Origin of the sequence: Bacillus benzoevorans (genome assembly GCF_014207535.1) — a bacterium.
Taxonomy (GTDB): Bacteria; Bacillota; Bacilli; order Bacillales; family Cytobacillaceae; genus Bacillus_BD; species Bacillus_BD benzoevorans.
The window spans coordinates 189,465-203,147 of record NZ_JACHGK010000006.1 but is presented as its reverse complement, the minus strand read 5'-3'; the positions used below and the strand labels follow the sequence as shown (position 1 = coordinate 203,147).

The window sequence follows — 13,683 nt, the reverse complement described above, 5'->3', positions numbered from 1 at the left end:
CCCACGGATTGATGGCATATATATCAGCCAGGGTTCAACAGAACCGCATCCACATGCTCAGATGTCAGCTGCTGCACGATTTTCGGAATCGTTTCTTCAAGCAAAGGTTTAGTATTTGGGATATACCCCATTAATCCATAATGGGTAGGGGCTGCACCACCAATGACACCTTCAGCTGCTAACTCCTTCAATCTTGTAAGCGGAAAAACGCAGTTAATATCCCGGTCTGCATCACTGCGGTCGAAATGGGTATGACTAATCATTAAATCTGTTTCTATACTAGTATGTGGGATAAACCGGACGGTTGGATCCCCTGCTTCCACATCGAAGACCCCTTGTGATTTCAAATGGACCCCGGACGTTGTCACAAGGGCAATGACGGAATCACCGACATCTTTTGCAAATGGAGTAAGCGGGATTTCCCCTTCAATGGGGTGAACCATATTACTCGCTTTCAAGCCCATAACTGATTCAATCACTTTATTGCCGGATAGCTTCATAGCTCGTTTCCCTCCTTTCCATTAGCCAAAATAGACCGCCAATTAAACTGGAGATCGTGACAAGAAAGAAAAATAACAATGAGACCGATAGGGCAATTCCTTCTGGAACGCCAATACTTTGGAAAAATAACACATAACTGGCTTCACGAACACCCAGTCCATTTAAAGAAACAGGAATCATCGTAATCACTGAAATTAACGTGATAATCACAAGCAAGTGCAGGAACGAGACATGAATCCCAAAGCTGCGGAACAATAAATCGTTAATCCATGCCATTCCGACCTGAAAAAGAAATGATAGAAGTAGAATCATTCCCCACCAGCGCCAGCTTTCATTGCGATAATTTTGTGCTCTTTCCCCAATTCCGATAATAGCCTCTTTCACTTTTGCCAGTAATGTACTTAGTTTCCCCTGTGATAATGAGTTTTTTTCAGGTACATTTGCCTTTTTCATAAAAATTTTAAACATAATATACAGCCCTGCTGCAAGTGCGATTAAAATCAATAATGAAATCAAATACGGTCTGGATTGGTCCATAAATAATGCAGAAATGAGAACAATGCCAACAAGGGCAAATCCGGCGGTAATCCGTTCAAATAATACCGATGTTGTCGCTGTGGCCACGCCTGTCTTTTTTCCTAAAAAAATAATTCGAACGACATCTCCGCCGACACTGCCAGGCATAAAGTTATTAAAGAATAAACCGATATAATACAGTTTCCCTAAGTAAGTTAGGGATGCTTGATTGCTGTGATGTTTTTTTTCAGAGGATTGTATCAGCATTTTCCATTTCCAAATACTCGTTGCGACAGTTATCTGAATCGCAAGAAAGGCGAGGATAAAATAAAAAGGAGAGCCTTCTTTCATGATGCGGAAGGCCTCATCCCAATCAATCATCTTAACTATCCAGACCATTAAACCTGCACTGACTATAAATCTGATGAGAAGTTGTAAATAGGATGACTTTACTTTGTTCTCTTGAGACTTTTCCACCTGCCTCACCTTTTCATGTAAAATATTTTGTTCCGTTACTTGAAATAGTGAAATTATGAGCATTTATTATACAATAATGGTGTGATAAAAGTATTTGCATGCTTTTGTCACACCACCTCGTTTTAGTTATTATACCATTTCTTCTTTTATCTCTTTTTCTTCTATCTTACCTTTACGTTGTTGTTTGTCGTTATATACTCTCTTTGCAACACCTATTAGAATCGATAAGGCAAACAAGGTTAATAATCCGACAAACAATTTCTGAGCCCCGCCTGTAAGGGTTCCTCCAACGTATGAATATACGATTGTCGCAGGTAATTGACCGATACCTGTTGCGATGAAGAATGACCAAAATTTCATATTCGTAAGACCGGCAGCATAACTGACAAAATCAAAGGAGACAAATGGTAAAAGCCTGCAGACCATTATTGTACGGTTTCCGTATTTTTCGAAGAAAACATCTACACTTTCCATTGCACCTTTGCTAGTAAGCTTTTCTACAGCATCTCTGCCAAGTACTCTTGCGATATAGAAGCATAGTGCAGCCCCAGCCATGGCAGAAGCCCAAGATAGTATCGCCCCTTGCCACCAGCCAAATATAGCTGCATTTGAAAGAGTAATAAGGAACGCCGGAATGGGTGCAGCAATTGATTGAAGAACCATAAGAGTAAATGACACGACTATCGCCAATTTTCCATATGATCGCAAATATTCAATTACTACTGCTGTATCCAGCTTAGATATCGTACTAAAAGCATGATTTAATCCATTATGAAGAGTAGGAATGGTAAAGTAGCAAATCATAAAAATGGCTATCCCAACAACTGCAATAATTCTTCCAAGTTTTCTTCTTTTCTTAATTTGTGCAATTTCCTCTTCATCCAGCTCTTCCCTTAATTCACTTAGTTTTACTTGTTTTGCTTTTAAAGCTTTTCTTTCTTCCTTCGTATATTCCTTTTGGTACTTTCCTATCGTACTTACAATATATAGGTTCACTAAATTTATGATTATGGCACATACAATGAAAATAGGTTGTATCTCTGATACAGGATTTGTGATGACTAATGCTTCTCTTGTAATATAAAAGAATTGTTGTAATCTTCCCGTTAGTAAAGCTAATAGGATAGCCGCCAGCTCAATATAAAAAAATGAATACTTCCAATCCAGTCTTTTCTTCGCAATAGCGACCATTAGTCCAAAGCCTGTAAAAATATACATGACTAATCCTAGTCCTATCATCATTTCATATGCTACGTTAAAAAACAGCAGCATATTGATAAGGAAACCGAGCGCTATACCTGCAGTAGTGTAGTAAAAGAGCAGCCTTGCTTTTAACATGAACTCCTGACCTCCTGAATGATTCTGTGTGACAAACCCCCCCATACCAATATAAAACTTAAGCTAAATTATTTTGCAATGGAATATACTGTAGCTACATAAGTTCCATCCTCTGGAAGAACATCTTGATTTCCAGTGAACTTCACTTCTTTAGAATTTTCTACTGCACCATTAGTATAAGTAGAGTTGGATATTATACCAACTGGGCAGCTGTCCAGACAAGATATGCATCCAGTATTCTTTTCTAAAGCTCTATCATGATTTCCGCCAAATTTGAAAGCAATTTTATTTCCGTTGCTATCTTTAATCACATCATTCACATTATATTCCTTATCAGCACCATTCCAAGTAACCTTCATTTCAATAGGTGTACCTTCAACATGAGTAGTTGCAGCATTATCAGGAGTCATGTTGTTTCCTGGCTCAGCTCCAATCTCTACAAGCGCATCATAGAAGTCCATTTGATTTCCATATGCAGTAAATACAGATTTAGCTCCATTAGAGCCATCCTTGAATACTGAAGCGTGACGTGTTGTTTCTGTAAAATACTTACCATTTACTTGAGCAAGAACCGTTACAGTACCAGCTTCTTTGTCAACTTTTATCGGATTTTCTAGTGATACACCGCCTACTTGGTCAGGTGCTTTTGCTGTCTTTTCCTGTTTTTGAGAATCAGTTGTTTTTGCTGTCTCTTCCTGTTTTTTCGTATCGGCTGCATTCCCTCCATTGTTGGAGCCGCATCCAGCCAATCCAATCATGAATACAAATAGTACAGCTGCAATGATTGCCTTTTTGGTCAATTTCATTACTTATTCCTCCTTAATTACAATCCACAAGTAGTAAAATTCAGAGCATAAATATTCCGATATTTTAGACATTATGCTACTATAATATTTTACCTAACTTCATTATAATTAAACGATATATGGTTATAAATTCATTTTATCGATAGATTCACTTAAAGTATATTGATTTTATAGATAAGTGGTATAAAACCCTTATTTTATCACATTTACTGCAAAGGTAAAATACCTCTTTTCACAAAACCTTCATATTATATAAATTGATTATCGTTCGATCGTCATGTAAGCTTAGTGGCAGATATTATTTTTTCGCTATAATAAGGAGGCTTTGCTTTTATGAAGAATAAGTTAAAAATCATTTCAGTTTTATCAACTATTGCTTTAGCTGCGATGCTGACAGCTGCTTGCTCTCAGGATGAGGCAAAACCGGCAAATACTGCCACTAAGACAGAAAGCGCTGCAACAGAGACCACGGCCAAAACAGCTGAAATTAAAACGATGACAGGCGAGGAACTAGTTGCGCAAAACTCTGATAAGAAAAAAGATGAAGTGCTCATCATTGATGTTCGTTCAGCAGATGAGTACAAGGCTGGTCACATCCCTAATGCTATTAATATCAATATTGATGAATTTGAAGGCAGATTGGCTGAACTGAAAGATTATAAAGATAAACCGATTATTGCCTACTGTAATTCAGGTAAGAAAAGCGGCCAAGCTGCTGAAATTCTCGTTAACAACGGATTCCAAGATGTGACCAATGCCCAAGGTGTAAAGGAATTCAAGTATGATTTGGTTCAATATGAGGATGTAAGAGGCGAAGCTTTTCAAACCTTAATTGATGAAAACAAGGATATCGTTTTAGTCGATGTACGCCCGGCAAAACAAGTAGAAGAAGAAGGCATGATTGAGGGAGCGATTAATGTTCCTTTTGATGAAGTTGAAGCCTATTTAGACCAACTACCAAAGAGAAAGACCATCGCATTATATTGCAATACAGGTACAAAAAGTGCTGAAGTCGCCAAACACTTAGAAAGTCTTGGTTATGAAAATATCGTTAATTCCATTGAAGGTGTGAAAGAATACCCATTTGAACTAGATTGTTGTTGATTCATCGAGGTTGAGACATAATTGCTTTACGTAATGAGAAAGGTGAAATTGAGCGTACTCCATTTCACCTTTCTCTATTTCTGCTTATCATTCTAGTTTATTCTCAGCTTTTGGCTGTGAATTTCCGTCAATTCACAGCCATTTAACGCTAGACCCATTTCGTTAGAAAAACTTATTCCCAACCTAAAAGGTACATGATAGAATCATATCATTGTTTTTGCCATATCTAAAGTTGCCGGTGGTGGGTCATGAAAGAATCAGTATTTATTCAAAATAAGAAAAAATTCAATATCAATTTTAGTTTTTTGATAAAAGACAAAGTGTTTACCATTTCGCTGCTATTGGCGATAGTAAGCTGCTTCGTTCATCCTCCAAAGTGGGAGTATGTTAATCTTTCTGTACTGGTCAGTTTATTTAATCTTATGCTTGCTATTAAAGCGCTGGAGGAACTCAGAGTACTAGACAAAATCGCGATTAGCATAGTAAGCAGATGTGATAATAGCAGATCTGTTTCAGCCATTCTCATTTTCTTATGCTTTTTTAGCTCAATGTTTGTCACAAACGATGTGGCGTTACTGACCTTTGTACCACTGACTCTTGTTATCAGCAGAAGGACTAATACGCCCATGATGGAGACGATCATCCTGCAAACCATAGCGGCAAATATCGGCAGCAGCTTTACACCTATGGGAAATCCACAAAATTTATTTATCTATTCTCATTATGGTTTAAAACCGATGGCCTTTTTTATAACTGTTTCTTCTTTCGTAGTTCTAGGGATCGTATCTCTTTATTTTTTAATTCACAGGCTTCACAAAAAGCAGTTGAAAGTGGAGCTGGCTCCGATACAAGTTGAGGATCGAAAAGCAGTAACGATTTGGGGTCTAGTTTTGGCAGTCAGCATTGCATCTATTTTTGGCATCATAAGTTATCCAATTGCGTTCATGGTTACATTGATGACCGTATTTCTTATCAATAAAAAATTATTGATCCAAATCGATTATCTCTTACTGCTAACTTTTATTTGCTTTTTTATTTTTATCGGAAACATTTCGCATACGAATGCTGTACAGGCATTTGCCAGCGCAAGTCTAAACGACTCAAGTTCCGTCTATTTCAGTTCCATATTACTTAGCCAATTGATTAGTAATGTCCCTGCCTCAATCCTTCTTGCAGAATTTACAACCGATTGGAAACCATTGTTATTGGGAGTGAATATCGGGGGACTAGGAACACTCATCGCTTCAATGGCCAGCGTCATCTCCTACAAGCTATATGTTCAGGTAAAACCTGAAGAGACAAAGAAATATATACTAACATTCAGTATCTACAACTTTTCTTTTTTAGCATTTTTTATTTTTATCCAGTATCTTATTATATAGGAAATAGACCGCACCTTACCAGGTAACGATCTAACTTAACTAATATTCGAAAAAGGGCAATGATTAGTCCCCATTGCCTTTTTCGAGGTTTATGACATATAACCTGCTGCAGTTAAAATTTCTTTCGCTTTGTCCGCTTCATCATCAGCGATAAGAACGATAGGACCCGTACATCCCATTCCGCTTTCTGAGTATACGCCTTTTTTCCAAAGTTCTTTTACTGCATCTTCAAGTTCAAGAATATCAATACCAGCAATTGAGGATGTTACAACCTTCTTAGGAGGCGCAACAACTTCTTCTGAACTAGTTTCCTTCTTTTCACTTGCTTGCGTTAGTTTTGCAAGAACATCCTTAAGTCCTGCTTTGTATAGCTTAGCGAATTCATTCTTGGAAACCTCAATGATATTATTTTGCGCACATGTTGCACTGTATCTTAATGCTTCACAAATAACCGGCGCACCAGACGCTCTTGAAATAATATTGATTAGTCTTCCATATCCTTCGCCAACTCCTGGGCCATATCCATAGCCTGAAGCTTCATAGCTTCCTCCTGTAGTATAGGACGAGAACATCTTCATCAGAATGTTTCCTGTTAATGAATCAGTAATCATAACATCAGGTGTTCCTGTAAGAAGGTCATTTCCTCTCATAACAGCCCCGCCATCTGCTCTAACAGATTCAGTAAAGTTCACTTCATAACCCTTTGCGATAAGGTCTTTAAGTGCTCTTTCAACCTGTCTTGCTCCATCAACATTCAGAATACCTACAGTTGGGTTTTCAATTCCACAAGCTTTGGCCGTAATGATCCCGTAAATGGCATTCTTCACCATACCCTCAACCCGGTGAGTGGATGAAGTTCCTGTAGTTGTAGCAAGAATCATCTCCTTGCCTTTTGCCGGAGTAATGACTCTGCCCACTGTTGAAACACCGATTGGGAAGTTATAGTGCATTGTAACGCAGCCTTGAATTTCATTTGCATCAAGGAGTTTTTCCATTACCTTATGAGCTTCGTCTTCACTGCTTACTTCGTAAACAGTAAGCTTCGTATCAACCTTTGGTCCAATTAATACGACTTCGAAGTCTCTGTATTTGTTTGATGCCATTTCAGCAGCCTTGACAAGTTCCTCAACTCCATGCTCACTTCCAAGAGTTGTTAAACCTACTTTCACTCTGCTGCCAAAGCTTCCACTCTCCATAGCATCTGCTATTTCACTAAATACTTGACCAATAAGATTATTAACGTTGTCCTTTGACATGCTATCACCCCTTACTTCTGAAGTAGGTAGGAAGCAAAATCCTTCATAGCCTCTGCAACCATGCTCTTTACTTCATCTTTAGAAACTGCGCCGGCCTCTTCTACTAATCCAGTATTCTTTTCAATTATTAATGAGCAGCCATCAAATAGGTTTGTCATTCTACCAAGGAATAAGCTACCTTTTCCGATAACCATTAATCTGTTAATTGCTCCTTCAAGAATTTGCTCTCTGGCAAATCCTACTGATGGAACACCTGATGGAATATGACCTTGTGTTGGTGCAAATCCCACGTATCCTGCTTGCTTAAAGAATTCAGGAAGCTTAGCTTTTTCTAATTGCCCCTTCTTAACTGCAAGAGCACCGATCATCTTGTAGTTAGCTGTTGGAACGTCTCCAGCACCAGCTGGTTCTGTAGCTTCAGGGTTTTGCATTTCTGAAGAATAGACATCGATATCTGTAAATGAAAGTCCAGCTGCATCAAGTGGTTTCGCAACAAGAGCCTCCATAACAGCCTGTGGTGATGCACCGGCACCTACTGTATGTCTTCCGATAGCGTCTGTTCTGATAATTGGGTTCACTCCATCATTTTCAGAAATAAGAACGGCGAATCCGCCGATTACGTCTTCGATGATTGGCATGTCTTTCTTGACGTGGTCCTTACCGTTCATGGCAAGTTTAGCTGAAGCTCCACCTGCGATGACAAGAACATTCTTGTATATTCCAGACTTTACAAGCCCTGCAGCGCTTACAAGGGAATGTGAAGGTGCAGCACAGAAACCTCTAAGGTCTGAACCAGTAGCATTCGTTAATCCAAGTATTTCTCCGATAGACTTCGCGAAGTTACCGCCGCCTCTTTGGTTCATATCTCCACAAGCTTCTTCTGAACACTCGATAATATATTCGATCTCATCCTTGTTAATGTCATACTTGTCTAATAAATGTAATCCTGCAAGGATACCTGAAGCTTTAACAACAAGGTTTTCTGTCATGATATGTGAAGTTAAGTTCTTATCGAACTCATGTGCTCTCTTGATACATCCTACTAGCTCACCATTTTGATAAAGCGGCTCAGCATGTTGTGTATTAACTGCTGTTTCAATGTCAGCCATTTCATAACCTTCACCAAGTTTTGCTGTAAGGTCCTTTAAAAGCGGGTGTGCTTCAAATTGAGTCTTAACGTTAGCCATATATCCTTTTTCAATTAAAACAAGGTCAAATGCATCTGATACTTTTATCAGACCATAAAACTCTTCTTGAGGCATGATTTCGCCATATTTCCCAAATCTTGAGGCATTTTCAATTTTCTTTTCAAACCATGGCTTTGGCATAGCTGCAAGTTCTAAAGGAGTAACATTACCGATATAAACTTGATTAGCCGGATAAGCGACAGAATCTTCAAACGAGCGAATATGCTCTGGTAATTTCTTTAGGTATTCTGAATCTGGGTGTGTTTCTCTTTCAAGCGTTTGCGTTGAGCCGTTATGAATGATCATATCAGGGGAATTAACAAGGACATAACTTGCTCCTTTAATTACTGGAAACATATGGGCACCTCCAAAAATATATACCATCAATAAAGGAGGTGGAGTTTTCCACCCCCTTTTTTTGGGTTAAACTATTATTTTACTTCAAATACTGTTTGATCTTCCACTGGAGTTTCAAGGGCTTTAAGAGCTGTTTCAACAAGCTTTCTTCTTAATGCCTTTTCCTCTTCTTTTGGAAGACTTGGGTTTCCAAGTGGGTGTGGAATAGCGATTGTCGGAACGATTCTGTTTGCTCCAACAGTCAATGAAATTGGAACAATTGTACACATGTGAACAATTGGTAGTCCCGCTCTTTCAATTTCTTTTAACATAGATGCACCGCATCTTGTACAAGTACCTCAGGTGGAAGTCATAATAACAGCCTGAACTCCGTCCGCTATTAAACGCTTCGCGATTTCTTGACCATATTTCTTAGAGCTTAAAACAGCTGTACCGTTACCGGTTGTTGAATAGAAGTATCTATGAAGACTGCCGATCTTTCCTTCTTTTTCCATGTCTCTTAATACGTCAACAGGAATAACTCTATCTGGGTCATCGTTAGCGTATACTGGGTCATGGCCGCCGTGAGCTGTTTGGTGAGTTTCACCAGTAAGATCCATTAAGCCTTCGATATCATATTCGCCAAATTTTTGCGCGTTAGAAGCTTCGATGTGATCAGGGTTACCTTTTGGAACGATACCGCCTGATGTCACGATAGCTACTTTTGCTTTTGTGATATCAGCAACTGGTGCTGCTGGTGCTACATTATCGAATACAGGCATCTTGAATTCTGTTACGAAATCTTCACCCTTAATCTTTTTAACGAGCATATCAACTGCTCTCTTTGAGCCTCTTTCAGTTGCGAAGTAGTTCTTTCTGATCCCTCTTTCGATGTAACCTTCTTCAGCTGGTGATCCTACTGTCTCACCCTTAGCAAGCTTTAATGCTAGAGCTGCCATCTTTGGAGCTGCGTCTCTGATACCCGCTGCATTGTTCTTTGTAGAAATTAAGTAAAGGTCCTTCTTGAACATATCAGCGCCTGGATTTTCAATGTACATCCCTGATACGACTGGTATGTTAAGATGTTCCTGAACTAATTTACCTACTGCACCGCAGGCTGTACCATATCTTCCTGCGTTGAATGCAGGTCCTGCGATAAATACGTCAGGGTTAAATGATTTAACCATATCAAGTATTTCTTGTTCAGCTTGTTCTTGGTGTTCAGCAAAGTATGAGTCACCACAAATGATCGTTCCAATGATTTCAGCTTCACCCTTGAAACTCTTATTGATTGCTGCTCCTGGTCCTACAATACCTTCTCTTCTTTCAGGAGCAATGTGAGCCATTTCTTCACCACCAATTTGGCCGAAGAACTGATTTATATAATGTACTACACGTATCATTTGTTCTTTCCTCCTGGCGGATTAGTCGTTAAACTTTGTATATTCTTTTCTGACGTTTCCAACTTCTTCTTTGATGGCATCTACATCAAGAACCATTTCCATCATCCCGCATTGTTCTTCATATACAGACTCATCAAATTCAGCCTTCAATTCGTCCTCAACTACATGGTATACTCTAAGGCCTAGTTCAACACTCGCTAAAGGTCCTGCAAATGTTGGGTCTCCCGCTGTTACAGTTTCAGCTGAAAGTCCTGCTGATTCAGCTTCTGCTCCACCAAGAATAACTACTACATTTTCTGCACCTAATTTATCAACTGTATCTTTAACTCTTTGTTGGATCTCCAGATCCATTGCGCCTGCGGCAGTTCAAACGAAGCATTCTGTTGAAGCAAATACAATTTCTGCTCCTGCACTTTTTGCACATTCCTCAATAGCTGGTCCCGGAATTCCGTCTCTGTCTCCGATAGCGATAACATGTCTACCTTTTAAAATCATGATAAAAAACCTCCTAATATCTTAAATTTCTATGAATTAGAATCCTTGAGCTGTTAAATAGTTGAAACCAACTTCACTTGTAGCACCGGTGATAACTTGGATTTCAGCTTCGATTGATCCGTCGGCTCTTAATGATCCGTCGAATCCACCTGAAAGGATATCAACAACTTCCGGGTGCCCGATTACTTTCTTCATCGGCGGAAGAACAATAATTTCGTTTGCATTTCCTCCCGTAACGACTGCGTCACCCTTTGGAGTTGAGTCAGCAAGTGATTGAGATGCTCCATCTCTTCCAGCGTACTCATCTGTTATAAGAACAGTCTTTACTCCCTTTGCAGTAATCTTGTTACAGTTCATAACAAGGTCAGCATCCGGATTACCAAACCCTTCTTCTGAAATGATAACGGCATCTGCTCCAAGGAACTCAACAAGCTTAGCTGTCATGTTTGATGATCTTTCCTTATCGGCCAGGTATACGTTTTCATTTGTAATGACTACGCCAAGGAAGTTAAAGTCCTTGCCATGTCTTTCGTACAGGTCAGTGATGACCGGGTGATTCATATGAACATATGATGGGTTCTTATCGCAAGCTGAAACGCAGTTTCCACTAACTACAGCTCCATCAAATGCTTCAGTTGGGTATAAAAATGTTGGGATGATTTTCTTAGCATCTACACCATACACATATGTGTCATGAAGCAGACCTTGAGTCTGAAGCATGTATACATAAACAACCTTTGGTAATTCTGGGTATTCCTTAGCCTGCTCAAGTAATGGCTTAGTTTCATAAGTCTTTACTTCGTCTGGTTCAACGCTTGCCCCAGCTTTTCCAAGATAAACAGCTGTCTTGTATCCAATCATTCTGACTGCTTCTTCATGTTCGTGCTGTTGAGCTCCCTCAACTGGTTCACAGATCATAACGACATTATGAGTCTTTGAGAATGGAGTGAATTTCGCTCCCTCTCCTGACATATCTACGATACCTTCTTGGAAACCAACGATTTTACCAGTTGTAACAACAGCAGCTCCCTTTAATACATGAGTTCTGCCTGATCCAACTTGTTCTACACCTGAAATAAATCCAGGGAATATTCCACCTTTTCCTTCAACCTTGACTCTTGGCTCGATAACGTCTTTAACAGGGATGATTCTTACTTCATCTCCCGGATGAACGATATCAATATCGATTGAAGCTAATCTTTCGTCGCCGCCAACTTCTTTAAGCAGTTCTTCCTTATTTACATAGAGGACGCCGTTTTCTACCTTAGTATCTGGTCCAAATTGTACATCCTTAATAAAAATATTTCCTAATTCAAGGCGCAAAGCCTTCACCACCCTAAGCTAATTTATATAAAGGCAAAGCCCTTATAACGTTATAAATTGCTGCTAAATTATTTGTAGAATCTCTTAATCATTTCTTCAACATCAGCTACTGAAGAAATTTTGTCCGGTGTTAGAGCCTCAGCCTTTTCTCCATTTACATAGACAATCATTGTTGGCAGGCCAAGTACCTTTTGAGCGATGGCAAGTCTTCTATTGCCGCTTGTATTTAAACTTGTAAACTTAATTTTATCGCCATAGGTTTCTTCTAATTTATGAACATCCGGCATCATAGCGATACAAGTTGTACATTTGTCGCCCCAGTAATCAACGAATACTGGTTTTTCAGTGTAATTTGTTACTTCAGCTTCAAAATTATCTTTAGTTAGTTCTAACATTATGAGCCCTCCTGATTTTAGAAATTATTTATTATGCATGAACCAAAGCTGTTTCATGTTCAGCAATATATTTTTCTGCAGCGATTGAAGCCATTGCTCCGTCTGCAGCTGCTGTTATAACTTGTCTTAAAGACTTAACCCTTACATCCCCTGCGGCGAAAACTCCTGGTACGTTTGTTCTCATATCTTCATCCGTTGGAATGTAACCGCCTTCAAGTTCAACTTGGCCCTTGAAAGCTTCTGTGATTGGGTCAAGTCCGACGAATACGAATACACCATTTACATCAAGGGTTGATGTTTCTCCCGTTTTAACATTCTTGATTTCAAGACCTTCAAGCATTTCATCACCATTCGCTTTAACGGGAACTGAATCCCAAACAAATTTAATTTTCGGATTGTTAAATGCCTTTTCTTGAAGCGATTTTGCTGCTCTTAGCGAATCTCTTCTATGAACAATTGTGACTGAGTCAGCAAACTTTGTTAGATAAATCGCTTCATCAATAGCTGAATCCCCGCCGCCAATAACAGCAACATCTAATTCTTCAAAGAAGTCAGCGTCGCATGTTGCACAGTATGAAACTCCTTTTGCTCTTAGCTCCATCTCATTTTCAAAACCGGCAAGTCTTGGTTCTGCACCTGTTGCGATGATGATAGTTCTTCCTTGGTATTGAGCATTCTTACCGTTAAGTACTTTGATATCTCCTGAGAAATCAACGGAAACGATATCATCTTTTACAAATTCTGTTCCAAACTCTGATGCCTGTTCATGCATTCTTTCTGTCAGAGATGGGCCTGTACAATCAGGGATTGAGCCTGGGTAATTTTCCAGTTCAGAAGTGGTGGCCGTTTGTCCGCCAAACTTCGACTTTTCGATTACAAGAACTTCCAATTTTGCTCTGGAACCATATAGTCCTGCTGAAAGTCCTGCAGGACCCCCGCCTACGATAACGATGTCGTAAATCTTTGACATTTAAATTCCTCCTCGCATATAGTTAGATTCCTCGTTTGAGGTAATTTTTACGTGACTTATTATTGCTAACCTTTTTTACAAAATCATAGTATCATTAATTCTTTACTTTGTTCACAACTTCACAAATAGTTCATTTTTACTTTGCTCACTATTTCACAAATTGTCCATTGTTTTAAATTCATTAGAACGTGCTC

13 protein-coding genes are annotated in these 13,683 nt (G+C 39.2%); 2 read left to right on the top strand and 11 right to left on the bottom strand.

The window, feature by feature from the left end:
* Positions 1–23: 23 nt before the first annotated feature.
* The 4 genes from HNR53_RS23655 to HNR53_RS10750 all read right to left on the bottom strand — a co-directional run bounded on the left by HNR53_RS23655 (position 24) and on the right by HNR53_RS10750 (position 3,638).
* On the bottom strand, positions 24–500 hold the full coding sequence (locus HNR53_RS23655) for a glycine/sarcosine/betaine reductase selenoprotein B family protein (RefSeq protein ID WP_184525753.1): 477 nt from the start codon (positions 498–500) through the stop codon (positions 24–26).
* A complete protein-coding gene (locus HNR53_RS10760; RefSeq protein ID WP_343065315.1) occupies positions 481–1,494 on the bottom strand; it encodes a lysylphosphatidylglycerol synthase transmembrane domain-containing protein in 1,014 nt (337 codons plus the stop codon). Before HNR53_RS10760 ends, HNR53_RS23655 begins: the two co-directional genes overlap by 20 nt.
* A 129-nt stretch (positions 1,495–1,623) precedes the next feature.
* Positions 1,624–2,832: a TVP38/TMEM64 family protein gene (locus HNR53_RS10755; RefSeq protein WP_184525749.1), complete on the bottom strand. Its 1,209-nt coding sequence runs from the start codon at positions 2,830–2,832 to the stop codon at positions 1,624–1,626.
* A 68-nt stretch (positions 2,833–2,900) separates the two neighbouring features.
* Entirely contained in the window at positions 2,901–3,638 is a 738-nt protein-coding gene (locus HNR53_RS10750) for a YdjY domain-containing protein (RefSeq protein ID WP_184525747.1), read from the bottom strand.
* A gap of 333 nt (positions 3,639–3,971) precedes the next feature.
* On the opposite strand from HNR53_RS10750, the gene HNR53_RS10745 reads away from it, so the two are divergent.
* Positions 3,972–4,742: a rhodanese-like domain-containing protein gene (locus tag HNR53_RS10745; protein ID WP_184525745.1), complete on the top strand. Its 771-nt coding sequence runs from the start codon at positions 3,972–3,974 to the stop codon at positions 4,740–4,742.
* Positions 4,743–4,990: 248 nt separating this feature from the next.
* Positions 4,991–6,124 (top strand): SLC13 family permease, encoded by a 1,134-nt coding sequence (locus HNR53_RS10740; protein ID WP_184525742.1) that lies wholly within the window; start codon positions 4,991–4,993, stop codon positions 6,122–6,124.
* An 89-nt stretch (positions 6,125–6,213) separates the two neighbouring features.
* On the opposite strand, the gene grdD is transcribed toward HNR53_RS10740, so the two are convergent.
* From grdD to trxB, 7 genes are all read right to left on the bottom strand, one after another.
* Positions 6,214–7,380 (bottom strand): glycine/sarcosine/betaine reductase complex component C subunit alpha, encoded by a 1,167-nt coding sequence (grdD, locus tag HNR53_RS10735; RefSeq protein WP_184525740.1) that lies wholly within the window; start codon positions 7,378–7,380, stop codon positions 6,214–6,216.
* A gap of 11 nt (positions 7,381–7,391) precedes the next feature.
* On the bottom strand, positions 7,392–8,924 hold the full coding sequence (grdC, locus tag HNR53_RS10730; RefSeq protein WP_184525738.1) for a glycine/sarcosine/betaine reductase complex component C subunit beta: 1,533 nt from the start codon (positions 8,922–8,924) through the stop codon (positions 7,392–7,394).
* Between the two features lie 74 nt (positions 8,925–8,998).
* A complete protein-coding gene (gene grdB, locus HNR53_RS10725; protein ID WP_184525736.1) occupies positions 8,999–10,306 on the bottom strand; it encodes a glycine reductase complex selenoprotein B in 1,308 nt (435 codons plus the stop codon).
* 21 nt (positions 10,307–10,327) lie between these two features.
* Positions 10,328–10,801 (bottom strand): glycine/sarcosine/betaine reductase complex selenoprotein A, encoded by a 474-nt coding sequence (grdA, locus tag HNR53_RS10720; RefSeq protein WP_246439526.1) that lies wholly within the window; start codon positions 10,799–10,801, stop codon positions 10,328–10,330.
* Positions 10,802–10,837: 36 nt separating this feature from the next.
* The gene (locus HNR53_RS10715) at positions 10,838–12,133 is read right to left on the bottom strand and encodes a glycine/sarcosine/betaine reductase component B subunit (RefSeq protein WP_425488700.1); all 1,296 of its coding nucleotides are present in this window, start codon (positions 12,131–12,133) and stop codon (positions 10,838–10,840) included.
* 59 nt (positions 12,134–12,192) lie between these two features.
* Positions 12,193–12,519, bottom strand: a complete 327-nt coding sequence (trxA, locus tag HNR53_RS10710; RefSeq protein ID WP_184525734.1) for a thioredoxin TrxA — start codon at positions 12,517–12,519, stop codon at positions 12,193–12,195.
* 31 nt (positions 12,520–12,550) lie between these two features.
* On the bottom strand, positions 12,551–13,489 hold the full coding sequence (trxB, locus tag HNR53_RS10705; RefSeq protein WP_184525732.1) for a thioredoxin-disulfide reductase: 939 nt from the start codon (positions 13,487–13,489) through the stop codon (positions 12,551–12,553).
* Between the last annotated feature and the right edge of the window lie 194 nt (positions 13,490–13,683).

What these genes read in the sequence shown, in the direction of transcription:
- HNR53_RS23655 (WP_184525753.1), bottom strand. Translation starts at nt 500, where the DNA reads ATGAAGCTATCCGGCAATAAAGTGATTGAATCAGTTATGGGCTTGAAA.
- HNR53_RS10755 (WP_184525749.1), bottom strand. Translation starts at nt 2,832, where the DNA reads ATGTTAAAAGCAAGGCTGCTCTTTTACTACACTACTGCAGGTATAGCG.
- HNR53_RS10750 (WP_184525747.1), bottom strand. Translation starts at nt 3,638, where the DNA reads ATGAAATTGACCAAAAAGGCAATCATTGCAGCTGTACTATTTGTATTC.
- HNR53_RS10745 (WP_184525745.1), top strand. Translation starts at nt 3,972, where the DNA reads ATGAAGAATAAGTTAAAAATCATTTCAGTTTTATCAACTATTGCTTTA.
- HNR53_RS10740 (WP_184525742.1), top strand. Translation starts at nt 4,991, where the DNA reads ATGAAAGAATCAGTATTTATTCAAAATAAGAAAAAATTCAATATCAAT.
- grdD (WP_184525740.1), bottom strand. Translation starts at nt 7,380, where the DNA reads ATGTCAAAGGACAACGTTAATAATCTTATTGGTCAAGTATTTAGTGAA.
- grdC (WP_184525738.1), bottom strand. Translation starts at nt 8,924, where the DNA reads ATGTTTCCAGTAATTAAAGGAGCAAGTTATGTCCTTGTTAATTCCCCT.
- trxA (WP_184525734.1), bottom strand. Translation starts at nt 12,519, where the DNA reads ATGTTAGAACTAACTAAAGATAATTTTGAAGCTGAAGTAACAAATTAC.
- trxB (WP_184525732.1), bottom strand. Translation starts at nt 13,489, where the DNA reads ATGTCAAAGATTTACGACATCGTTATCGTAGGCGGGGGTCCTGCAGGA.